This is a genomic window from Hymenobacter psoromatis (assembly GCA_001596155.1).
Classification (GTDB): Bacteria; Bacteroidota; Bacteroidia; order Cytophagales; family Hymenobacteraceae; genus Hymenobacter.
Window position 1 is genome coordinate 2291990 of the sequence record CP014771.1, and the last position, 22981, is coordinate 2314970.

Genomic DNA, 22981 nt, shown 5'->3' on the forward strand with positions numbered 1-22981 from the left:
CTGCGCGATGAAAATCAACCTGCATTTTCTCTTAACCCTGCCGCTACTGGCCGTGCTGGCCACGAACGCAGCATTTTGGGAGTTTATCTACGGGCCCCAGCTCGACCAGGAGCCGGATGGCGTCAAGCTCTACACGTACGTACTGTTCGCGGCGGCGTTCGGCACCATCGTGTTCTACGGCCGCTACATGGAGCCCCTAATTCGGTGGTGGATGTGGGTAATATTTGCCGCCATTGGTGGGCTGATGCTGGAGTCGTATGCCAACCACGGCTCCTGGATGGTCTATCCACACGTGTTCAGCAAGCTGTTCATGCTGGTACTGATGCTCGGTATCTACGTTTTTCACCGGCGCTTTGGCCTGCCGCGGCTAGGACAGCTCGTAGGAGTTCTGACGCTGGTGCTCCTGGCCGACCTGCTGGTGTTTCACCGTGACTCACTTAGTCTCACGGCCTTTGCTGAAAACGAGCGCGGGTTTGCCTCATCGTCGGCCTACTTATTCGTACCCGTGGCCCTGTACTGCCTCAACCGCTACATTACCCACGGCGGCTGGCTGGTGCTATTCGGGTTCTTTTTCTGCCTCCCGCTCATCATTTTTCTCCAGCACCGCTCGGTGTGGATTGCCACCATCGTGGCCATTCCGCTCGATTTACTATTGTTGCGCCGCACGCCGGGGGCCCGGTTTTCGTGGGCCAAGATGATTATGCTGGTGGCGCTGCCCGGTATATTAGGCTCGCTGGGCGTCACGGCGCTGGTGCTCAACAGCCCCGAAGTGGTGACCCGCATGCAAACCAACGTGGAGGATATGGCCAACGCCGACAAGCAGGGCACCGGCAGCTGGCGCCTGAAGCAGCTCGAATCGTATATGCCGCTGGTGCAGGAGCGTCCCATCGCCGGCTGGCGGCTGGAAGGCTTCGAGGTGCCCATGCAATTCTACGACCCCAGCAACGACCAGCCGATGTGGGCCGACCGCACCGGCCACCACTTTCACGATTTCTACCTCGACCGGGCCTTTTATTTCGGTATTCTCGGCATCCTGCTGGTGCTGCTGGTGCCCATAATTCGCATCGTTCAGCGCTTGCTGCAGCCGGGTCCCATGCGTCCCGACACGGCCCTGCTGATTGCCTACTTCGGCTGTCTACTCGTGTTCTCGGCCTCGTATGACTGGTCGACTTACCACTTCGGCTTGCTGGGATTGCTGCTGGCTGCCCTGAGCGAGCCGGAACCACGGCCGGTGCCCCAGATTCCGATTGCGGTCGTTGACGACGACGAAGTCGAGGCGATGGACCCCTGGGAAAAGCAATTAACTGTTTGATACTAAAAGCGCTTCGTTGCGAACGCGCTATTTTGGGCTTGTAAATGAAGAATGTGATGAAAGTACTTTGGCTAGCCCCTTACCCGCACCCGCTCGAACCGGCGGCCCACCCGGTGCCGTGGGTAGGCACGCTGGCGAATTTGCTGAAGCAGGAGCCCGGCGTGGAACTGACGATTCTGAACTGGACGCACCGCATTGCCGAGCCCGTCGATGAGTTCGACCGCGACGGCATGCACTTTATCTACCTGAAAACGCCGACCGTCCGCCACGACATCCTCACGCTCTACCAGCGACGCATCGCCATCGTACGCCGCTACCTGCGGGCTCACGCCCACGAGTATGACCTGCTGCACCTGCACGGGTCGGAGCTGCAACTGCCCGCCATGACGGCTGGCCTCAGCGTGCCGCAAATCTTGTCGGTGCAGGGCATCGTGTCAGAATACGCGCGCAAAGTGCCCAGCCCGTTTTCGATGCTGAAGTTTTTGTGGACGCTGGCCGGCTACTACGAGGTGAAGTACCTGCCCACCGTGCATCACTTCGTGTGCCGCACCCACTGGGACAAGGCCCTAACGGCGCGCCTTAGCCCAGGCTGCACCATCTATCACAACTGGGAAACCATTCGGCCAGACTTTTTTACGGCCGCCGCGCAGCCGGCCCCGCCCCCCACGGCGCGTCCCCAGGCCCTATTTGTGGGCGGCAATCAGGTGATGAAAGGCTTTCAGGAATTGCTGATAGGCTTCGACCGCATCCGGCAGGAGGTGGACATGAAGCTTGTCATTGTGGGGCGGCTTTCGCCCGCCGACGTGGTGGCCGTGGCCCGGCACCACGGCCTGCGCCACGTCGGCCCCGAGCATGTGGAGTGCCGCCCGTTTCAGGACGGGGCGGGGCTGGCCGTGCTCTACCGCGAGTCGTTTTGCCTGCTCCACCCGTCGTACATCGACAATAGCCCCAACAGCGTATGCGAGGCCCAGCTGATGGGCCTGCCCGTGGTGGCGTCCGACGTGGGGGGCGTAGCTTCGCTCATCACCGACGGCGAAACCGGCTTGCTTTGCACCCTCGACCCCGCTACCCTGGCCCGCCAGACGCTGCGGCTCTTTGCCGACCCCGCCCTGCACGCCCGCATCGCCGCCCAGGGCCGCGCCCTCGCCTTGGTGCGCCACGACCCCACTACCATTGTGCAGCGCACCCTCGACGCCTACCGTGCTGTGAGCGCCCCCAATGAGCTTACCCGCCGCGCCGGGGGGCTGGTTGCAGCAACCGGCGCGTAGCTGCTCGTTATACTTTGTTTTAAGCCGTGCTACTCCCATGACCGATGCTACTGCTTCCGTGCCCGCACCGCCTTTGGCCACGCCGGTACTATTGCTGATTTTCAGTCGGCCCGACACTACCCGGCAGGTATTCGAAACCATCCGGCAAGCGCGCCCTACCCGGCTCTACGTGGCCGCCGATGGGCCCCGCCCCGGCCACCCCACCGATGCCGTGCGTTGCGCCGAAACCCGCGCCGTGGTGCAAGCTGTGGACTGGCCCTGCGAGGTATTCACGCTGTTTCAGGAAGAAAACCTGAACTGCGGCCTGGCCCCGATCACGGCCATGAACTGGTTTTTCGCGCATGAGCCAGAGGGCATCATTCTGGAGGACGACTGCGTGCCGGCTCCAAGCTTCTTTCCGTTTTGCGCCGAGCTGCTGGCCCGCTACCGCGACGATGCGCGGGTGATGCACATCGGTGGCAACAACTTCGGCTCCGAAGCCCAGGAGCCCCTGGGCCCCGCCGCGTCATCATACCATTTCTCGACGCAGCGCAACAGCTGGGGCTGGGCCACGTGGCGCCGTGCCTGGCAGCTTTATGACTACCACCTCACTGATTTTGAGGGGGTAGCAAAGTCGGGCGAGCTCAACGACAGCTTTACGGGGCCGCTCGAAAAGCGCTACCGGCTGGGTAAGATGGCCGGCGTACTGGCCCTACCCCAGCCGCCCGACGTGTGGGACTACCAGTGGGAGTACACCATTGCCCGCCACCACGGCCTCTACATTGTGCCAGCCGTGAACCTGGTGGGTAACATTGGCTTCGGCAACGACTCGACGCACACCCACGACGGCGGCGACGCGATGGGGACCCTGCCCGCCCGCAACCTCCCGTTTCCGCTGCGCCACCCCGCCCAGGTGGCCCAGGACCGCCGCCGCGACAACCGTCGCTTCAACGAATTTTTTCTGAGCCGATTATCAGCCGTGGTGCGGCGCGTGTTTGCGGGCCAAAAGCCGGTGGCCGCCGGCCTGCAAAGCCCCAAGCAGGCCCCCAAGCCACCCAATCCCCAACCCGCCAACGCCCGCTAGCCATGAAGATTCTGCTTTCGGCCTACGCCTGCGACCCCCGCCGCGGCAGCGAGGAGGGCTCGGGCTTCAGCTGGCTCTGGCAAGCCGCGGCCCTGGGCCACGAGGTGTGGTGCCTCACTACCCCGCGCGGCCAGGCCAACCTGGACGCACTGCTGGCCGAGCGCGCCGCCGACCCGGTGGTGGCCCGCATCCACCCCGTCTATATCACCGTGCCGCAGGCCGTGGAGTACGCCTACCGCTGGCAGCCCGGCGTGTACCTGCACTACTTGGTGTGGCAGTATAGGGCCTGGCGCGTGGCCCAGGCCCTCGACGCCCAGGTAGATTTTGGGGCTGTGCACCACGTCACCTACAACAGCTTGCAGATGGCCTCGTGGCTGTGGCGCCTGAAAAAACCGCTGCTGCTAGGCCCCCTGGGCGGGGGCATGACGGCCCCCACCGCGCTACGCCGCTACCTGCCCGACTGGTTCAAAACCGAAACGGTGCGCAACGTCATCAGCCGCCTGCTCGTCGCCTTCGACCCCAACGTGCGGCAGTCGCTACGGCACGCGGCGTTGGTGCTGGCGGCCAACAGCGACACCGCTGACCTGGCCCGCCAGCTGGGGGCTGCCAGAGTGGAGCTGGCCATGAGCGCCGCGCTGCCGGCCAGCTACTTCCCCGCTGCCTACGCGCCCCGACCGCCGCTGGCTGGCCGGCCGCTGCGCATCCTGTGGCTGGCCCGGCTGTTTCCACGCAAGGGACTGGCCTTGGTGCTCGATGCGCTGGGCAAGGTTGACGCGCGGGTGAATTTCCACCTCGACGTGATGGGCGACGGGCCCGTGGGGCCCCTGGTGCCCGGCTGGATTGCCGCCGCCGGCTTACAAAACCGCGTGACCTGGCACGGCAGCGTACCCTACGAAGCCACCCGCGCCGCCTACCTCAGCCACGACGTATTTATGCTGTGCAGCCTGCGCGATACCTACGCCAACCAGTACCTCGAAGCTATGGCTTTGGGCTTGCCCATCCTGACGCTCGACCACCACGGTGCCGCCGATTTCATCCCTGCCGCGGCTGGCCTCAAGGTATCGGTGCAATCGGCCGACGCCACCGTGGCCGCCCTGGCGCGGGCCGTGGAGCACCTCTACGACCACCCAGCCGAATTGGAGCAGATGGGCCGGGCCGGGTTTGCCTATGCTGCTCAATTCGCCCTGCCCGCCTTGGTGGCCGACTTATACCAGCGCGCGGCGGCGGCGGCCCCGGCACTAGCGGGGCTGGCCTCCCAATCTGCCAGTGCTGGGGCCCGAAAACCAGTCGCTGCTGACTGAAACCACTTTTTCGCGGGCCTCACCACCGAATGTACTCTTATGCTTTACATTGTTATCCCTGTTTTTAACCGTTGGCGCTACACCCGCGAGTGCTTGGTAGCCTTGCGAAAGCAAACCAGCCAAGCGTTCCGCACAGTGGTAGTTGACGACGGCTCGACCGACGAGACGGCCGCTGCCCTGGCCCAGGAGTTTCCCGAAGTGGAAGTGGTGACCGGCGACGGCAACCTGTTTTGGACGGCCGGCGTGAACGCGGGCATCCGCCGGGCTCTGGCGCTGGGCGCTACCCGCGTGATAACCATGAACAACGACGTGGTGGCCGCTCCCGATTTTGTGGCTCAGATGCTGGTCGCCGCCGATGCCTACCCTACCGCCGTGCTGGGGGCCTTGGAGTTTGACGCCGCCACCGGCGTGGCCATCTACGGCGGCGAACGGCTGGATTTCCGCACCAACACCCGCCACGACTTATTGGAGGAAATCCCCGCCGGCCAGCGCACCGGCCTGCACCCGGTAACCTACCTGCCTGGACGCGGACTGCTCATTCCGAAGGCCGTGATTGATAAAATCGGGCTCTTCGACGAGCGGCGCCTGCCCCACTACCTCGCCGATTTCGATTACACCAGCGTGGCCCGCCGCGCCGGCTTCCCGGTGTTCTGCAATTACGCCGCCCAACTCAGCACCTACCCCGAGGAAAGCGGCCAAACGCTGACGCGCAAGCACCGCAGCGTGAAAAGCTACTACCAGCATTTATTTGGCATCCGGGGCGGGGGCAATCTGGTGAATTTCACGCATTTTGCTTTAAAAAACTGCCCCAAGCCTTACCTGCCTTACTTCTTGCTGAACGGCTACGCGCGCCGCTTGGTGGGCTACTTCCTGCACTAAATGACGACAAGCACCCTGCACTCCCCGTTTTACTGGCTTTGGCTGGCCCTATCCTGGGGCCCTGGCCTTGGGGCTTGCACCAGCCACCATATCACCGGCGAGGCTACGTTGGTCATAACCAAGGGCGGGACGTACACGGGCGCTTACCGCAGCGAGGCCTCGGGCACGGCGTGCGTGCGGGTGAATACGAGCGAGGCGGTGGTGCTCGAGGGCTGCGTGCTCACGGGTCCCGGCAACCTGATTGAAGCCGGCGAAGGGGCCGACCTGACCGTGCGCAACTGCCGCGGCCAGGGCCTGGCCCCCACCGTGGACGGCCAGGCCCCCGGCCACTTCCTCGACGTGTACCGGCCGCAGCATCTGGTGGTGGAACACAACTACCTGGCCCAAACCGGTGGCCTCGTCATCAACCGCTGGAGCGGCCAGCCGGGCCAGGCCCTGATGGTGCGCTACAACCAGGCGCGCAACCTGGACGGCCGCTGGCGCAACGGCGGCAGCACCCACTGCAGCTTCTTGATTTTGAACACGGTGCAGCACGTAGCCGGGGTGGAAATCGCCTACAACGAGGTCCTTAACACCCCTGACCAGAGCCTGGTCGAGGACAACATCAACCTCTTCAATTCGTCGGGCACGCCCGCCAGCCCGTTGCACGTGCACGACAACTTCGTGCGCGGCGCCTATCCATTTCCGGCTACGGCCGACCACTTCACGGGCAGCGGCATGACTACCGACGGCGACGCCAAAACGGTCGCCGGCGCGGCCAGCTACATCGAGGCCGACCACAACCAGTTTGTGAGCACCGGCAACGCGGCCATGAACATCGCCGCCGGCCACGATGTGTACTACCACGACAACCGCATCGTGACGGCCGGCCAATTACCCGACGGCCGGCGGTTCAGGGCGGGGTTTGTGGGCATGGGCGTGTTCAACTTTTACAAGCAACCTGATGGCGTATTTGGTAACAACCGGGTGGCGAACAATACGGTGGGCTTCGTGCGCTGGGGCGGCCACGACCCCTACCCCGACCGCCAGGACGAGGCCCCCGACGCCTGCGCCCCCTGCGCCGGCACCGTGCATCTGCCCAACCCCGTGACGCTCGCCACCGAAGACAACGAATGGCTGCTCTGGCAACAAAAACTTAAAAAAGCCGGCGTAGCCGTGGGCACCGTACCCGTCCGGGGTCCCAAAAAGTAGGCTAGGCTTTCGCTTTCAAATAGTCGGCCAGCCGCAGAGCGTGCGCTACCAGCGTGAGCGTGGGGTTGGCGTGGCCCCCGGTGGGGAAAATGGACGAGCCGGCCACGTACAGGTTGCGCACGCCGTGCACTTGGGCATTGCGGTCCACCACGCCAGTAGCCGGGTCGTCCGACATGCGAGTGGTGCCGATGTGGTGCGAGGCTGAATTATAGGCCACCACACGCTTGCGTAGGTAGCGGCGCAGGCCGTCCTCGTCGTAGTCGATATCGCCTAGGTTTTGGGCCCGGAACCGTTCAACGAACAGCGTGTGGGCCCGCACAACGGATTCAAAGTCAACATCCAGGAACGCCAGTTTCACTTCGGCCCGTGGCATGCCGAATGCGTCTTTCTCAGTGGCCGACAGGCTAATGCGGCTTGCGCGGTTGGGGGCCTGCTCGGCCTGGAAGTACAGACCCCAGTAGGTACTTTGCTTCGAGGGCATCAAAAACGGCAGCCGGCGCTTGGCCATGCGCTTCAGACTCAGCCGCACGAGGTTAGGAATTTCGCTCAGGCCGTTTTTGATGATGTTGCCTGCGTGCTGGCGCAGAGCGGGCAGTTGCTGCCGAGCTTGGTGCACGGCCTTGCTCACCGACCGCTGGCTGAGCACTGACAGCACCGACTTAACCACGAACCGCGAGGAAAACAGTACGTCGCGGTGCCCGTTGTCGGTGTTCGCGTGGTAGAGAAAGAAGATGGTGTTCAGCAAGTGGTTGGCGGCCTGCGCCGGCTCAGGAAACCACCAGCGCCGGCGGCAGTACACACCACCAGGGTCGCGCTCGAAGTCGGCCCGCAGCGCGGCCTTGTCGCGCAGCTTCACGTCGGCGTAGGTGCCGCTCAGATGCACCATGTAATACCGGCCCACGTTGTCGTGCTGGTTGCCCAGCCCGGTGGGAAACCGGTCGGAAGTAGAAGCCAGCAGCAGCCGGGCGTTTTCGATGCCGCCCGTGGCCAGCACAAAGTCGCGGGCCTGCACCACCAGCGGGGCCCCGTGCAGCGACACGTCGGCGTAGCCCACGGCATCGGCAGCGTCGGCGGCCGGGCGCAACGCCAGCACATGCGCGTCGAGCAGCACCTGGATATTAGCGCTGGCTTCCAGGGCCTCGCGGTAGGTTTTGCCAAAGTGCACCGGGGGGCTCCAGCGCTCCAGCGGGTACGATACCAACGTTTCGGAGTCGAACCCAGATAAGATTTCGGGGCGGCTGCCCGGAAACGCTTGCTGCGCGTCGAACTCAAAATCGCCAATCTGGCATAGTTCGGCGGCCTTGTGGTAGTAGGGTAGCAGGTCGTCGTAGGTAAACGGCCAGCCGCTGCCAGGCACCCAGGACCGGTCTTTGAAGTCAAGTGGCTCGAACGGAATGCAGCGGCCGCCCCAAGCGGCCGAAGTACCGCCGAACTGGCGGCGGCGGTTTTCTTCCAGCGGCTCGTGCGAGCCGGCCGGCCACACGCTGCCCCGGTACAGGTCTTGGCTGGCGACGGTTTCGGTCCAGCCACCGCCAGCCAGCATAACCACTTTCAGCGGCGAGCCGTCGAGGCGCAACGCTAGCGAAATGGCAGCCGGGCCGCTGCCCACAATGCAAATATCGGCCGTCAGTGTTTGCCCGGCCGAAAAGATATTTTTGGAGACAATCATGCGAGCAATTGGTTGAGAGCCGGCAGGCCCTGCGCCACGGCATCGACGTAGCGCAGGGCCCCAATGTTGTGCGCCAGGTGCGCCGGGTTGCCCGTGCCGAACAGTACGGTGTCGGCTTGGCGTCCGGCCAGCACGGCGGCAATCAGCAGTTGTGGGAGCGACACATCAGCTAGTCCCGGCAGCCGGTGAATAGCGGCCGCGTGCTGTGCAAACGCGGGTTGCAGGTGCGGGTAGGGCTGAAGCACTTGGTTGGCAATCAGGGGAATGCCGTGGGTATGGCACAGCGCAGCAATTGGACTGGCGGAGCCCCAGGCCACGGGCGTTTGTACCAACTGCACCTGGCCGCGGCGGATGCCTTCCTCAACTACCCGGTAGTCGTCGGTTGACACGCCCGTGTAGCGGGCCAAGCCCCGCTGCCGAATCTGGGCCAGGCCGTCCCAGGCATCGGTGCCAGCCAGGTCGTCCCAGCGGGGCTCATGCAGCAGCAGCGCGTCGGCGGTGGCCACGCCCAGGCGCTGATTACTTTTTTGCACGCTGCCCACCAGGTAGGCGGCCGAATAGTTGTTTTGGGCCCCCGCGCGCTGCATTATTTTTTTGGCCACCTGGTTCAGCGGCGACAGCCAGGCTGGGGCGTGCACGCGCGGCAGCCCGGCCTTGGTCACGACAAAAAACGGGTAGCCGGTTTTTTTGAGACTTCGACCAATCAGCCGTTCGGCGTCACCGGAACCGTAAAAATCAGATGTGTCGATTAAGTTAACGCCTTGCTCGGCACCTATTTTTAGCAATCCGGCAAACGCCGCCGGGTCCATGCGGCTGCCCAGCGACGCCGCCCGGCTGGTTCCGATGCCTACCCGCGACAATTGTTCTAATGAAATCATGCAAAAGGGCCAATGCGTGTAGCACCGCAATTAGGGATGATTAAAGTGCTAAACGCATTCATAAATAAAATTAATTTTATAATTTAGACATTTGAGTGTTGTGTTCGGCTTGCTACCGGACGGGTGTGGAGGGGCTCGAGTTCGTTATGGGCCGAAGATAAGAAGCCGGCGAGACCGGTCTGCAGTGGCGCCAGCACTATGCGCGTTGTGCGCGCCGCAGCCACTGCCGCAGGTGGAAATCGGTGCGGAACAGCGCGCACTGCCGCGCCACATCTTCGTTGCCCCAGAGCAAGAATCGATTGATTTGCAGCAAATTGGTACCATGAAGAGCAAAGGGCAGATAGTTTTTGCCGGCGTGCACGGTGGTGCCCAGACGCAGCCCCGCTTGCGCGGCCGCGGCGACCACAGCCACCGATACGTTGCCGTTAGGGTAGGCAACCGCCGCGGGGGCTTCGCCGGTAAGGGCCTCCAGGGCGTGCTGGCACGCCGCCAACTCGTCGAACGCCTCTGACGGCGAGTAGTTGGTAAGCACCGCGTGGTGAGCCGTGTGGTTACCCAGTACCACTTCGGGGGCACGGGCGAAATCCTGCAATTCAGCCGGGGTGAAAGGCCGGTCGAGGTCGCCCACCGGCCGCAGGGCTCCAGGGCCGAAGTGGGCCAGCAAGTACGCATCTACCTCGTGGTGACGCAACTGCTTAAGGTGCGCATACTCGGCTTGCTGCGCCGCAGGTGGCAATGGCTGTCGCTGCCGCCCGCGGTACACCACGTCCCACCAAAAAGCCTGGCCCGACAGCACATGGTGCGAAGAAATGAAAAACGTGGCCGGCACCCCGTAGCGCTGCAAAATTGGCAAGGCCAAGTGATTGTTGTAATACCCGTCGTCGAAGGTAATGAGGGCATGCTTCCGAGCGGGATTGAGGCCGCTCAGCACCTCAGCCGGCGTCACAAACGTGTAGCCGTGCGCCAAGAAGTTGGCCACGAATTGGTCGAAAATAAGGGTAGTAATGCGTTGCTGCGGGTCCACTTCGTTCCTGGCAATGGCAGCCGCGCTTTCGAACAGCACGTGGAACATAAACACCAGCAGGGCCGGCCGCTCGGGCACCACGGCCGAGTGGGCCAGGGCCAGTTGCTCGTCGAGGCGGCGAAAGGCGCGTTTCCAAATCGCAATCATGCTGGGCGGCTGCGAAACAAGGCGTAACGAGAAGGTTCGGCAGCCAGCAGTAAAAGTAGGTTGGGCGCGGTGAAGTTGGGTTTGAACCCCTATCTGGACTCAGTCAGAACGAACGAAGTGCGCCTCTTGGAAAGCAAATATTAGCAACGCCATTATTTGAATTTTATCATCTTTTCTTTCATGGACCAAATTAGGGTGAATTATCATTTATTGTCTGTATATGCTCAAAATACAGGTGTTTACGAGTAATAAAAGTGTGTACCTTTGCCATTGGCTTTTTACGATTTATAACTTTTTTAATTAACCAAGACAATTACACTCCCACTGTTTTTATGTTAAAAACTGACCGCAGGCCTAACCTTACCCGCTTAAAGCGGGCGTTTGTAACCAGCACACGAACCTGCTTGGCACTTGCAGCAGCCGGCCTTCAATTCGGGGTAGCCCAAGCCCAAACTGTGAATTATGCTGCCCCCATTGTGATAACCAAGGGCGGGACGTACACGGGCGCTTACCGCAGCGAGGCCTCGGGCACGGCGTGCGTGCGGGTCAACACGAGCGAGGCGGTGGTGCTCGAGGGCTGCACCCTCACGGGCCCCGGCAACCTGATTGAAGCCGGCGAAGGAGCTGACCTGACCGTGCGCAACTGCCGCGGCCAGGGCTTGGCCCCCACCGTGGACAACCAGGCCCCCGGCCACTTCCTCGACGTGTACCGGCCGCAGCATCTGGTGGTGGAACACAACTACCTGGCCCAAACCGGTGGCCTCGTCATCAACCGCTGGAGCGGCCAGCCGGGCCAGGCCCTGATGGTGCGCTACAACCAGGCGCGCAACCTGGACGGCCGCTGGCGCAACGGCGGCGGCACCCACTGCAGCTTCTTGATTTTGAACACGGTCCAGCACGTAGCCGGGGTGGAAATTGCCTACAACGAGGTCCTTAACACCCCTGACCAGAGCCTGGTCGAGGACAACATCAACCTCTTCAATTCGTCGGGCACGCCCGCCAGCCCGCTGCACGTGCACGACAACTTCGTGCGCGGCGCCTATCCGATACCCGCCGTTGCGGGCGGTTTTACGGGCAGCGGCATGACCACCGACGGTGACGCCACGACGCCCAACGAGGCCACGGCCTACGTGGAGGCCGACCACAACCAGTTTGTGAGCACCGGCAACGCGGCCATGAACATCGCCGCCGGCCACGATGTGTACTACCACGACAACCGCATCGTGAGCAGCGGCTACCTGGCCGACGGCCGGCAGTTTTACGGCGGCTACGTAGGCATGGGCGTGTTCAACTTTTACAAGCAACCTGATGGCGTATTTGGCAACAACCGGGTGGCGAACAATACGGTGGGCTTTGTGCGCTGGGGCGGCCACGACCCCTACCCCGACCGCCAGGACGAGGCCCCCGACGCCTGCGCCCCCTGCGCCGGCACCGTGCACCTGCCAAACCCCGTGACGCTCGCCACCGAAGACAACGAATGGCTACTCTGGCAACAAAAACTTCAGCAGAATGGCCTCGCCGTAGGCCCGGCCGGGGCTCCGGCCCCCACGCCAGTGGCACCAGCCATACCCTCAGCTCCGGTGGTGGCCCTGGGCGCGATAGCCAACCCCGGTTTTGAAGCTGACGGCGCAGAAACCGGGACGCCCGCGGGCTGGCAGAAAACGCTAGGCTCCGGCACCAACGACCACGCCAGCTACACCGAAGCTTACGGTGGGCCCCACTCGGGCACGTACCACGGTACGCACTACCGCCCCGAAGCTTATGAGGTGTATACCTACCAGGTGGTGACGGGCCTGGCCAACGGCACCTACGCCCTCAGCGCCTGGGTGAAGAGCAGCGGCGGCCAGAACACGACGCAACTTCAGGCCCAAAACTACGGCGGCGCAGCGCTCGCCTCGGCCATTGGTGCTTCGCCCGGCACGTGGGTGCAGGTAGCTATTCAGAACATCAGCGTCACCAACGGCCAGTGCGAAATCGGCGTTTATTCGAAAGCCAACGCGAGCAACTGGCTGTATTTTGATGACTTTACGCTGGTGCCAACGGCGGCTAATGCGCCGCCGACCGTGAGCCTAACGGCCTCGCCAACGACCCTTACCCTGGGCCAGGCCGCGACCCTGAGCGCCACGGCCGCCGATGCTGACGGCACGGTAGCCAAGGTGGAGTTTTTCAACGGCACTACCAAGCTGGGCGAAGCTACCACTACCCCCTTCCAGCTGAGCTGGACGCCTACGGCCACCGGTGTCTATGCCCTCACGGCCGTGGCCACCGACAACGCCGGGGCCAGCACCACCTCGGCCGCCACGAGCCTGACGGTGAGTGCCGTGCCAGCTGCCTCCACCGCGCTGGTGGCGACGGGTAGTAACCTGGTTGTGAACCCCGGCTTTGAGGCCGATGGCGCGCCCACCACTACCCCGGCCGCCTGGCAAACCGTGGCCGGACCGGGTGCATCAGACCACGCCAGCTACACCGAAACGTACGCGGGCGCCCACTCGGGCACGTACCACGGCACGCACTACCAGCCCACGGACTACGAGGTCTATACTTACCAGACTATCAACAACATCCCCAACGGCACCTACCGCCTGCGGGCCTGGGTGCGCAGCAGCGGCGGACAGCTTACGGCCCAGATGCAGGTCAAAAACTACGGGGGCGCGCAGCTGGTTACAACCATCGGTGCCACTGGCAGCGCCTGGGTGCAGGTCGAGATTGCCAACATCAGCGTGACGAGCGGCACGGCCGAAATCGGCTTTTACTCCCAGGCCTATGCTGGCCAGTGGATTTACTTTGACGACGTGGAGCTGGTGGCCCAACCCGCTGCGGCGGCCGTTGTCGTCAGCACCAGCACCAATACGGTGCTGAACGCCAGCTTCGACGACGACCAAGCCGCCGTGCAAAAGCCCAGCCAGTGGACTACCCAAACCTGGGGCAGCACCCAAGCCTACGCCAGCTACACCGAAAGCTACGGGGGTGCCCACTCGGGCACGTACCACGGCACGCACTACCGCCCCGAAGCTTATGAGGTGTATACCTACCAGGTGGTGACGGGCCTGGCCAACGGTACCTACACCCTCAGCGCCTGGGTCAGGAGTAGCGGCGGCCAGAACACGGCCCGTATGCAAGCCCAGAACTACGGCGGCAGCCTGCGCACTCTTGATGCCCCCGCCACTCCCGACGGCCAATGGGTGCAGGTGACTATCCCCAACATTGCCGTGACCAATGGCCAGTGCGAAATTGGCTTTTACTCCAATGCTTCTGGTGGGCAGTGGCTGTATTACGATGATGTGGCGCTGACGCAGCAGCTTACCGCCACGGCGGCTGGCGCGCTCAGCGCGCTGGTTGACCCGGCTGCTCTGGCAGCGGCCATCCCTACCCCCTCGCTGTTCCCCAACCCCGCCGATACGCAGGTGACCGTGGGCCTTGCTTTGCCAAGCAGCCAATCCGTGACCTTCACGCTACTCGACATGCAGGGCACGCAGCTGGCTCAGTATCAGCGCGACGCCGCGGCCGGCGACAATCAGTTAAGCCTCGACACCAGCACTGTTCCAAGCGGCCTCTACAACCTGCGGGTAACCAGCAATCAGCCTACCCTGCTGCTGCACCTCGAAGTGCGGCACTAAGCAACGGCCCCGATTCGCATACCAAAACAGCCGCCCGGAGCATTGCTTCGGGCGGCTGTTTTGGTAGTACTACGTCCTGCTGTTACGCCAGGGGGAGTAGCGCGAACTTTGTAGTTCGCGTCCCCGCGCCGTTAAAGCCAGTAGAACGGCGCGGGGACGCGAACTACAAAGTTCGCGCTACTCCCCGTTACTATATCGAACAAGATAGGGCGTAACAGCAGTTACGTCCGTGCCAGCGTCTGGCGGAGCATCAGGTAAAGAAACCGCGAATTGGTGAGCAGGTAGCGCCGCCACAGGCGGCGCGGCTCCAGGTAGAGGCGGTAGGCCCACTCCAGCCACAGCCGGCGCGCCCACACCGGCAGGCGCTGCTCCAGGCCCGCGTAGGTCAAAAATGCCTGCCCTACCCCTAGCATACAGGCTTTTATTTGCCCCCGGTGCGCGGCCATCCACTTTTCCTGCCGCGGGCAGCCCAGGGCCACGAACAGCAGGTCGGGGTCGGCGGCGTTGATGGCCGCCATGTGTTCGGCCTCTTCGGCGGGGGTAAGGGGCCGGAAGGGCGGCGCGCAGGTGCCCCCAATGCGCAGGGCCGGCAGTTCGCGCCGCGCCCGGTCCACTATGGCCCGCAGCACGTCGTCGGTGGTGCCGTAGAAATAAACCGATTGCCCGCGCTTGGCTGCTTCGGCAAGCAGCGCGGGCAGCAGGTCCATGCCGGGCACGCGCTCTTGACGACGGCCACTGCGCCAGCCCGCGATGCTGGCCACGGGGCCGCCGTCGGGGGTTACGAGGTTGGCCTCGGCCAGCACCTGCCGGAAGCTGGCGTCGCGGTGAGCTTCGACCAGCATGTGCACATTGGCGCAGCACACGTAGGCCGAGGAGCGCGCCGCACCGAGCTGTAAAATGGTATCTACAAACTCGTTGAACGGGCCAATGGTAATCGGTGAATCAAGAACCAGCTGCTTCGACAACATAGGCAATAAGGGCTAGCGGTGGCAGGCACCACAAGTCAATACGCATTCTTTTCGCCCCCAATCATGTTTTTCACCGTCTTGATGATGATTTGCACGTCGAGGAGCAGGGACCAGTTTTCCACGTATTTCAGGTCATATTCCACGCGCTTTTCCATCGCGCCCGAGGCCCTGGTTTCGCCCCTGAAGCCGTTGACCTGCGCGTAGCCCGTGATGCCGGGCGTCACGGTGTGGCGGTGCGCGTAGGTGTTCATGCGCTTGGAATATTCTTCCAGCTGCGACAGCATATTGGGCCGCGGCCCTACCACCGACATCTGGCCCATCCAGACGTTGAAAAACTGCGGCAGCTCATCGAGGCTGGAGGCCCGCAAAAAGCGGCCAACGCGCGTCACGCGGGCATCGCCTTTAGTGGCTTGCAGCTCGGTGCCGCCCAGGTCGGTGCGCATGGTGCGCAGCTTGTAGCACGGAAACAGCTTGTTGTGCTTGCCGGGCCGCATCTGCTTGAAAAACACCGGCCCCGGCGAGTCGAGCTTGATAATCAGCGCCAGTATCGGCATGATAAGGGGGAAGATTCCGACGATGACCAGGCCCGAGAAAGCCAGGTCGAATGCCCGCTTCGAAAGCTGGTTGGCCCGCGACCCCAGCGGGTGGCGGCGCACCGTTAGGATGGGGCCGTAGTCGTGATACTGAATATTGACGTTTTTGCGCAGCGTGCCTTCGAAATCGGGCACGATGCGAAACGTGATAAAATTATCGTCCGCGAAGCTGGACATTTCCTGAATCAGCTCGCTCTGGTTGAACGGCAGGGCGAAGTAAATCTCATCTACCTGGTTGTTTTTACAAAACTCCCGCAGGTCGGCGAGGCCGCCCAGCACCATATTCCGCACTTCATTCGGGGCCGGTTCGTCGGTGAAAAATCCCAGGCACACGTTATTTATCGAGTCGTGCACCGACAGGAACCGGTAGAGGTCAACGCCGCTGCGGCTGGCCCCCACTATTACGAGCTGGTTGGACGGGTGCGCCCAGCGATAGCGGTAGGTGCGATGCAAAAAAGCTAGCACCAGGCGTCCGCCCACCACGCCTACCCCCGCCATGCCATAGAGCAGGCCCAGGTAGCGCATCGGCATCAGATGCACCTGCAAGAGCACGATGCCGGCCGTGAGCGCCACGGCGTGCAGCACGAACGTCCGTACCAGCGCCCAGAATTTCTCCACGTAGGTGTTCAGGCGCTCGCCGGGTTCAGGATTGGCAAACTGCCCGGCCAAAATCCACCACAGCAACGCAAAAATGGCAAAGAAAACGGGGTAGTTACCCCCAAATTGCCAATCATCCCGCTGGTAATAGCATACCAGCCTGAAAGCTCCCAAAATCATCAGAATATCTACTATCAATAGCACAAACTGATTGAGATAGACCCGTTGTTTGTAAAGTACCATATTGATAGTAGATTAACGCCTTTCCTGCTACCGACTCTCAGCTTGTCAGCGAGGTAGCTTTTGCTTAAAATCGACTTAAGATACGATTACTACTAAGGCCGTGGACTTATGAACTTGGGTTAATTTGCTATTTAATTGAAATATCATAAGAAATCAGTGACTAACGGCCTAAAAACACCGAATAATCAAATTTTTTGCGAATGGCAAAAGCTCAGGCCTGCTTAAGAATCTATCCAGAAGCTGCCTTTTGCTCATTTTTATTGAATAACCAGCTAACAGTGAGCATACTGCGGCAGATTATTACGCCTGTTTTATGGCACGTGGGTGTCAATCAAGGACTTTTTCGAAGCCTCTATTAATTAATAGTTAAATCTAACTTTTAGGCATTGAATTCTGGCCTCTACCTAGTAATAGGTAGGGCCTTTTGCTCTCTTACGGCTGAGCTTATCTTACTAGATAACGTCGGCGGGATATTACTATTTTTTCGCGCAGCATTCAGAAGCTATAAAGAAGTTTGGCGCAGCTTCAACGTTCCCTCTTGGTGGGCCAGCAATTGCAGCTCGTAGTCGGGCTCGGCGGGCTCTATTTCGGGCAGGTGAATGCGCAGGCGGCCGGTGCCGGTTTCGGTCCAGGTGCCTTCCTGGGCCAGCAGGCCGCCGCCGGGGGCCACGTCGTAGCGCACAAAGCGGCCGGCCGGCCCCAGCCGGAAACCCGGCCGCCCACCCGGCCGGTATTGAAAGCGGTAGGTGTTGCGGCGGTAGGTGAGCGTGTCGGCGCGGCTGGCCTCGGGCACCAGCAGCCAGGTGCCGCGCAGGGCGGCCAGCTGACCCTTGGGCAGCTCGGCCACGTGGGGGTCGGAGTGGCAGGCGGCGAGCAGCAGGCACGGACCAAGCAGCCGCAGGGCAGGAAGAGAAGTCATAGCGAGAGCTAGTACGCGAAAATACCGGCGACTGCCCACCGGGCGGGCGTACTTTTGGGTTACTATCTAGTAAGTTCCTGGTTTCTGGTTCCTAGTTTCCAGTTGACGTTCGAACCAAGAACCAGGAACTTGAAACCAGGAACTAGAAACAAAGAAATGGACAATCGCGCCCTCATCAAAGCCTTTAAGCTCACGGCCCAGCTGCTGGAGCTGCACGACGAAAATGCCTTCAAAATCAGGGCCTACGAGGGCACCGCTACGGCCCTGGAGCAACTGGAGTTTCCGGTGGCTGAGGTGGAGCGCCCCGGCCTGCCCGACCGCACCGGCCTGAGCAAAACCCAGGCCGCCAAAGTAGCCGAGCTGCTCGATACCGGCACCTTTGAGGAGCTGCAGCGGCTGCTCGACGCTACCCCCCCCGGCGTGGTCGAGCTACTGAAAATCAAGGGCATCGGCCCCAAAAAGGTGCGGGCCCTGTGGCGCGACGCGGGCATTGAAGACCCCGAGCAGCTGCGCGAAGCTGCCGAGGCCGGCACCGTGGCCAAGCTCAAGGGTTTCGGGGCCAAAACCCAGGAAAGCATTCTGGCCGCGCTGGCCTTCACGGACCAGAGCGCGGGCAAGCTGCTGTTTTCACAGGCCGAGCAGCTGGCGAATGACCTGACGGCACGCTTGCGCCAGGTGCCGGGGGTAGGCGCGGTGGCCGCCGCCGGCGAGGTGCGCCGCGCCCTCGAAATCGTGGAAACGGTCGAAATTCTGGTGGCCGCCGCCGACCCCGCGCCCCTGCACGCGCTGCTCAATGCCGCGCCCGGCCTGCGCGCCGATGCCCGCCGCTCCGGGCCCTGGGCCTGGCGCGGCACGGCCGCCGACTCGGGGGTAGGCGTGGCGGTGCGGGTAGTGGCCGCGGAAGATTTTGTGAATCAGCTCTTTGTGGCCACGGGCAACGAGGCGCACCTCGGCGCGGCGCTGCCCCAGGCCGGCCCCAGCCAGCCCGCTACCCTGCGCCAGTGGGCCAAGCGCGAGCTATTCGCCAGCGAAGAGGCATTATATGAGAAGGCCGGCCTGCAATACGTGGTGCCCGAGCTGCGCGAGGGCCTCGGCGAAATCGAGCTGGCCGCCGAGCGCAAAATTCCGCGCCTGCTGAAAGATATCGACCTGCGCGGCTCGCTGCACAACCACAGCACTTACTCCGACGGCAGCCACTCGTTGCGCCAGATGGCTACGTTTCTGCGCGACGCGGGCTACGAGTATCTCGGCATCTGCGACCACTCGCAGGCGGCGCACTACGCCCAGGGCCTCAGCCCCGAGCGCGTGCGCCAGCAGCAGCGCGAGATTGACGAGCTGAACGCTGAACTGGCTCCGTTCCGCATTTTTAAGGGCATTGAGGCGGATATTCTGGGCGATGGCAGTCTGGATTATGACGCGGAGCTGCGCGATACGTTCGACTTTATCGTGGCAAGCATCCACTCCAATTTGAAGATGGACGAGCAGCGCGCCACCGAGCGCCTGCTGGCCGCCATTGCCAACCCGCACTGCACCATGCTGGGCCACCCCACCGGCCGCCTGCTGCTGCGCCGCGCCGGCTACCCCATTGATTTCAAGGCGGTTATTGATGCCTGCGCCGAGCACCAGGTGATTATTGAAATCAACGCCAACCCCTGGCGGCTCGACCTCGACTGGCGCTGGGTGCGCTACGCCCTAGCCCAGGGCGTGCGGCTCAGCATCAACCCCGACGCCCACCATACCGCCGGCTACGCCGACATGCGCTACGGCGTGCTGGCCGGTCGCAAGGGCATGCTAACCAAGGAGATGACGTTTAATACGAAGTCGGTGGAGGAAGCGGCGGCGTATTTTGAGGCGCGGAAAGCGAAGTTCAAAAAGTAACGTCTGTCATTGCGAGCGCAGCGCGGCAATCGCCCCGGAATGATACCCGTACGACTCGTTCCGGGGCGATTGCCGCGCTGCGCTCGCAATGACAGACGGTTTCCTATGCTATGAAAATCCTCGTCCTCCGCTTTTCCTCCATCGGCGACATCGTGCTGACGACGCCGGTGGTGCGGCAGCTCAAAACCCAGCTGCCGGGCGCGCAGGTGCATTTCGCCACCAAGCTTGCCTTTGCCCAGCTCTTCGAGGCCAGCCCGTACGTGGATAAGCTGCACCTGCTGGGCGGCAGCCTGGGCGAGCTGGTGCGCGAGCTGCGCGCCGAGCGGTTCGATTTCATCGTGGATTTACATAATAACCTGCGCACCAGGCTCATCCGGCTGCAACTGCCGGGCGTGCCGGGCCGGGCTTTTGACAAGCTCAACTGGCAGAAATACCTGCTGGTGCGCTTCAAAATAGACCGCCTACCCCCCCTTCACATCGTGGACCGCTACCGGGCGGCCGCTGCGCCGCTGGGCATCCGCGACGATGGCGCGGGCCTGGATTACTTCATTCCGCCCGCGCAGGAAGTGGACGTGGCGGCGGCCCTACCCCCCGGTTTTCGGCCGGGGCACTACGTGGCGGTGGCCATCGGCGCGCAGCACGCCACCAAGCGCCTACCCCCCGACAAGCTCATCGAGTTGGTACGCAACCTGGCCCCGCGCCTGGTAGTGCTGCTCGGCGGCCCGGAAGATGAGAGCACCGGCCGCCTTATCGAACAAGAAATCCAACATTTCCCCATTCACTCATTCACTCATTCACTCATTCACAACGGCTGTGGCCAGTTTTCGCTGCACCAATCGGCCTCGCTGCTGCGGCAGGCGCAGTTTGTGGTGAGCCACGACACGGGGCTGATGCACATCGCGGCGGCGTTTAAGAAGCAGATTTTCAGCGTGTGGGGCAATACGGTGCCGCAGTTTGGCATGTACCCCTATCGCACGCCGTTTGAGGCGCTGGAGGTGCTGGGCCTACCCTGCCGGCCGTGCTCCAAGATTGGCTTTGCGCAGTGCCCGCAGGGGCATTTCAAGTGCATGAGGGAGCAGGACTTGGCGCGGGACTGGCCAACTTAACCGGGGTATTTATTTGGTTAGTGTTAACTTAAAAACGCGTCGCAAGCATACTATAGCGGGAATCAAAACAATAATTCCTAAGATAAAATAGCTGCCAAAATCAAGATTTTTGAAATGGGGATGATTTATCTTGTCAATTAATGCCCATACGTAACCGAAGCTTAATAGTAAGAAGAGTAGAGTCGCCATATAAAGGCCTAAGTGGCGAAAAGGCGAGATAAGCTTCATATAGTCAAGAGTTACTTCCAGTCGGCCCCGCCGCTCTTCTCGCCTTCGGGCTTAATCAAGCGGAACTCGACGCGGCGGTTGATGCGGGCGTCGGCCTCGGTTACCTCGTCTTTGATGGGCTTGCTGGAGCCGTAGCCGAAGCTCTCGATGCGGTTGGGCTGGAGCTTGCCTTTGCGCTCAATGTAGCGGCGAATTTCCTCGGCGCGGTCCTGCGAGAGCTTCTCGTTCACGTCGGGGTCGCCGCGGCCGTCGGTGTAGCCCGCGATGCTGAGCCGGAACGTGGGGTGGTCCACCAGAAACAGCGTGATGCGGTCCAAGGTGGTGTGCATGCTGGGCAGAATACCCGACTTAGTGGCCTCAAATTCAATGTTTCGGAAGATGAGCGGCAGCTTGTAATCGATACTGTTGGTGAGCAGGCTCATTACGGTATCGCCCTTCAGCTCAAACTTTTTCTCGACCGTGAAGGCGTCGGGACTTTGGATGAGCATGGCGTAGTGCGAGCCGTCCATGAGCTCAAAATCGAAGGAGCCGTCGGGCCGCAAGTACTTGCTGGCCACCTCAATACCATTATCCAGGTCGATGATGCTGACGATGCCTTTGAGCGGCTTGCTGCTCACCGAGTCGAGCAGCGTGCCGGCTACCTGGGTGGTGGCCAGCGGCTGGGCCTCCATCGGCAGCGGGAAGGAATAGAGGTCCAGGTTCTGTATGTCCTGGGCTTCGGAGCGGGCGTAGTAGAGGTTTTTGCTCTGGCTATCGATGGTGAAATAATATTCGGAGCCCTTGCCGTTTACGAGCGGGCCAATGTTGCGCGGTTCCTGCCAGTGGCCGCTTACCCGGTACGTTTTGTAGATGTCGAAATCACCAAAATTGAGTAATTGGCCGCGCGAGCTGAAGTACAAAACCTGGTAGAGGGGGTGGAAAAACGGGCTCACCTCGCTCTCGCGGGTGTTCACGGTGGGTCCCAAGTTCATCGCCCTATCCCACTGCCCGTTCTTGCCTTTCACGGTGTAATAAATGTCGCTGAGGCCGAAGCCGCCGAGGCGGTCGGAGGCGAAATACAGCGTATCTTCTTTAGGCGAGAGCGTGGGCTGCGAGTCCCAGGCGGGCGAATTCACGAGCGGGCCGAGGCTTTTGGGGTTGCTCCACTGGCCGTCTTTGCCGAGCGTGGCGGTGAAGAGGTCGCAGTTGCCGTGGCAGGTGGGGCACTCGCAGCGGGCGAAAAATATCGTGCGCCCATCATGAGAGAAGCAGGCCGAGCCTTCGTTGTATTGCGAGTTGATGGGCTTGGGCAGCGGCTGGGCCTGCGACCACACATTGGGCGCTTCGAGGTGCGACACGTAGAGATTTTCGTCCGCCTTGGCACGCACTCCCTTACCCATCTGGCGCTTCGAGCTAAACAGCAGCACCGTATCGGCGGCGCCCAGCGCGGGGCCGTAGTCCGGAAACTTGGAGTTGATGGCGTCGCCCATGTTGGTGTACACGTTTTTGGGTGGGTGAAAGGTGTTGAGGCTCTTGCGATACTCCACCACCTCATAATATACTTTGAGGGGCACGTAGAGGTCGGCGGTTTTTTCCTCCAGCGAGTCGTAATAGAGCTGCACGCGCCGGATGTCGGTGCGGTGGTGCTTGAGGGCCAGCCGGAAATACGCCTTGGCCAATTCCTGCGACCGCGCGCTGGCGCTGTCGCGCTGCAAGAGCTGGCCCAGGTGCCAGAGCATGTCGGTATTACGGTAAAAATTCTCAATTCCAAACTGACCCACGTAGTTGGTCAGCAGCACTTTGGCCTCGGCGTAATGGTGGCGGCGCTCGGCTTTCTGGATGGCTTTGAGGGCCTTTTTATCTTCGAAAAACGCAATGCGGTTGACGTTCGGGAAGCTGGGGGTACCGTCGGGGTGCACGCGCAGGCGGCGCGTCACACGGCCCGTGAGAGCACGTTGGCGGTAAGGCGGGGGGGTAGGGCGGGCGGGCGCGGCGGCGGGCGGGGGCGGGGCCTTGGTGGGGCGCGGGGCTCGCTGCGCAGCGACTGGCCGGCGGCCGCCGGCCAGCACCAGCCAGCCCACCAGAATACAAAAGAGCAGTGAGCGAAACATAGCGCGTAAT

The 22981-nt window shown here is 62.1% G+C and carries 15 protein-coding genes and 1 pseudogene; 9 read left to right on the forward strand and 7 right to left on the reverse strand.

All coding sequences use genetic code 11. The features are described 5' to 3' along the window. Positions 1-7 precede the first annotated feature (7 nt). The 6 genes and pseudogenes from A0257_09730 (at position 8) to A0257_09755 (ending at position 7014) form a co-directional block, all read left to right on the forward strand. A complete protein-coding gene (locus A0257_09730; GenBank protein AMR27345.1) occupies positions 8-1312 on the forward strand; it encodes a hypothetical protein in 1305 nt (434 codons plus the stop codon). A gap of 44 nt (positions 1313-1356) precedes the next feature. Further along, positions 1357-2580 carry a hypothetical protein gene (locus A0257_09735; GenBank protein AMR27346.1) on the forward strand — a complete coding sequence of 408 codons (1224 nt, stop codon included), beginning with the start codon at positions 1357-1359 and terminating at the stop codon, positions 2578-2580. Between the two features lie 37 nt (positions 2581-2617). Further along, positions 2618-3559, forward strand: a pseudogene (locus A0257_09740) (hypothetical protein). Between the two features lie 86 nt (positions 3560-3645). Further along, the gene (locus A0257_09745) at positions 3646-4944 is read left to right on the forward strand and encodes a hypothetical protein (protein ID AMR27347.1); all 1299 of its coding nucleotides are present in this window, start codon (positions 3646-3648) and stop codon (positions 4942-4944) included. 39 nt (positions 4945-4983) lie between these two features. Then, the gene (locus A0257_09750; protein ID AMR27348.1) at positions 4984-5823 is read left to right on the forward strand and encodes a family 2 glycosyl transferase; all 840 of its coding nucleotides are present in this window, start codon (positions 4984-4986) and stop codon (positions 5821-5823) included. Then, positions 5824-7014 carry a hypothetical protein gene (locus A0257_09755; GenBank protein AMR27349.1) on the forward strand — a complete coding sequence of 397 codons (1191 nt, stop codon included), beginning with the start codon at positions 5824-5826 and terminating at the stop codon, positions 7012-7014. 1 nt (position 7015) lies between these two features. Here the strand turns inward: A0257_09755 and A0257_09760 are convergent, their stop codons facing one another. The 3 genes from A0257_09760 to A0257_09770 form a co-directional block, all read right to left on the reverse strand. Beyond that, positions 7016-8683, reverse strand: a complete 1668-nt coding sequence (locus tag A0257_09760; protein AMR27350.1) for a hypothetical protein — start codon at positions 8681-8683, stop codon at positions 7016-7018. Then, positions 8680-9543: a hypothetical protein gene (locus A0257_09765; protein AMR27351.1), complete on the reverse strand. Its 864-nt coding sequence runs from the start codon at positions 9541-9543 to the stop codon at positions 8680-8682. Before A0257_09765 ends, A0257_09760 begins: the two co-directional genes overlap by 4 nt. Before the next feature lie 214 nt (positions 9544-9757). Further along, the gene (locus A0257_09770; GenBank protein AMR27352.1) at positions 9758-10732 is read right to left on the reverse strand and encodes a hypothetical protein; all 975 of its coding nucleotides are present in this window, start codon (positions 10730-10732) and stop codon (positions 9758-9760) included. 455 nt (positions 10733-11187) lie between these two features. Between A0257_09770 and A0257_09775 the strand changes: the two genes are divergently transcribed. Beyond that, positions 11188-14349, forward strand: coding sequence for a hypothetical protein (locus tag A0257_09775; protein AMR27353.1), 3162 nt, complete (start codon positions 11188-11190; stop codon positions 14347-14349). A gap of 221 nt (positions 14350-14570) precedes the next feature. Here the strand turns inward: A0257_09775 and A0257_09780 are convergent, their stop codons facing one another. The 3 genes from A0257_09780 to A0257_09790 form a co-directional block, all read right to left on the reverse strand. Next, the gene (locus A0257_09780) at positions 14571-15317 is read right to left on the reverse strand and encodes a glycosyl transferase (protein AMR27354.1); all 747 of its coding nucleotides are present in this window, start codon (positions 15315-15317) and stop codon (positions 14571-14573) included. 35 nt (positions 15318-15352) lie between these two features. Then, entirely contained in the window at positions 15353-16687 is a 1335-nt protein-coding gene (locus tag A0257_09785) for a hypothetical protein (GenBank protein AMR27355.1), read from the reverse strand. Between the two features lie 565 nt (positions 16688-17252). Next, a complete protein-coding gene (locus A0257_09790) occupies positions 17253-17669 on the reverse strand; it encodes a hypothetical protein (protein AMR27356.1) in 417 nt (138 codons plus the stop codon). 156 nt (positions 17670-17825) lie between these two features. On the opposite strand from A0257_09790, the gene A0257_09795 reads away from it, so the two are divergent. Beyond that, entirely contained in the window at positions 17826-19547 is a 1722-nt protein-coding gene (locus A0257_09795) for a DNA polymerase IV (GenBank protein AMR27357.1), read from the forward strand. 110 nt (positions 19548-19657) lie between these two features. After that, positions 19658-20653, forward strand: a complete 996-nt coding sequence (locus A0257_09800) for a glycosyl transferase (protein AMR27358.1) — start codon at positions 19658-19660, stop codon at positions 20651-20653. A gap of 239 nt (positions 20654-20892) precedes the next feature. Here the strand turns inward: A0257_09800 and A0257_09805 are convergent, their stop codons facing one another. Next, positions 20893-22971, reverse strand: coding sequence for a hypothetical protein (locus A0257_09805; protein ID AMR27359.1), 2079 nt, complete (start codon positions 22969-22971; stop codon positions 20893-20895). Positions 22972-22981: the final 10 nt, after the last annotated feature.

Excerpts from the sequence above, each read along its gene's own strand:
- A0257_09790 (AMR27356.1), bottom strand. The coding sequence starts at position 17,669 with ATGACTTCTCTTCCTGCCCTGCGGCTGCTTGGTCCGTGCCTGCTGCTC.
- A0257_09780 (AMR27354.1), bottom strand. The coding sequence starts at position 15,317 with ATGTTGTCGAAGCAGCTGGTTCTTGATTCACCGATTACCATTGGCCCG.
- A0257_09730 (AMR27345.1), top strand. The coding sequence starts at position 8 with ATGAAAATCAACCTGCATTTTCTCTTAACCCTGCCGCTACTGGCCGTG.
- A0257_09785 (AMR27355.1), bottom strand. The coding sequence starts at position 16,687 with ATGATTTTGGGAGCTTTCAGGCTGGTATGCTATTACCAGCGGGATGAT.
- A0257_09750 (AMR27348.1), top strand. The coding sequence starts at position 4,984 with ATGCTTTACATTGTTATCCCTGTTTTTAACCGTTGGCGCTACACCCGC.
- A0257_09770 (AMR27352.1), bottom strand. The coding sequence starts at position 10,732 with ATGATTGCGATTTGGAAACGCGCCTTTCGCCGCCTCGACGAGCAACTG.
- A0257_09760 (AMR27350.1), bottom strand. The coding sequence starts at position 8,683 with ATGATTGTCTCCAAAAATATCTTTTCGGCCGGGCAAACACTGACGGCC.
- A0257_09755 (AMR27349.1), top strand. The coding sequence starts at position 5,824 with ATGACGACAAGCACCCTGCACTCCCCGTTTTACTGGCTTTGGCTGGCC.
- A0257_09735 (AMR27346.1), top strand. The coding sequence starts at position 1,357 with ATGAAGAATGTGATGAAAGTACTTTGGCTAGCCCCTTACCCGCACCCG.
- A0257_09805 (AMR27359.1), bottom strand. The coding sequence starts at position 22,971 with ATGTTTCGCTCACTGCTCTTTTGTATTCTGGTGGGCTGGCTGGTGCTG.
- A0257_09795 (AMR27357.1), top strand. The coding sequence starts at position 17,826 with ATGGACAATCGCGCCCTCATCAAAGCCTTTAAGCTCACGGCCCAGCTG.
- A0257_09745 (AMR27347.1), top strand. The coding sequence starts at position 3,646 with ATGAAGATTCTGCTTTCGGCCTACGCCTGCGACCCCCGCCGCGGCAGC.
- A0257_09800 (AMR27358.1), top strand. The coding sequence starts at position 19,658 with ATGAAAATCCTCGTCCTCCGCTTTTCCTCCATCGGCGACATCGTGCTG.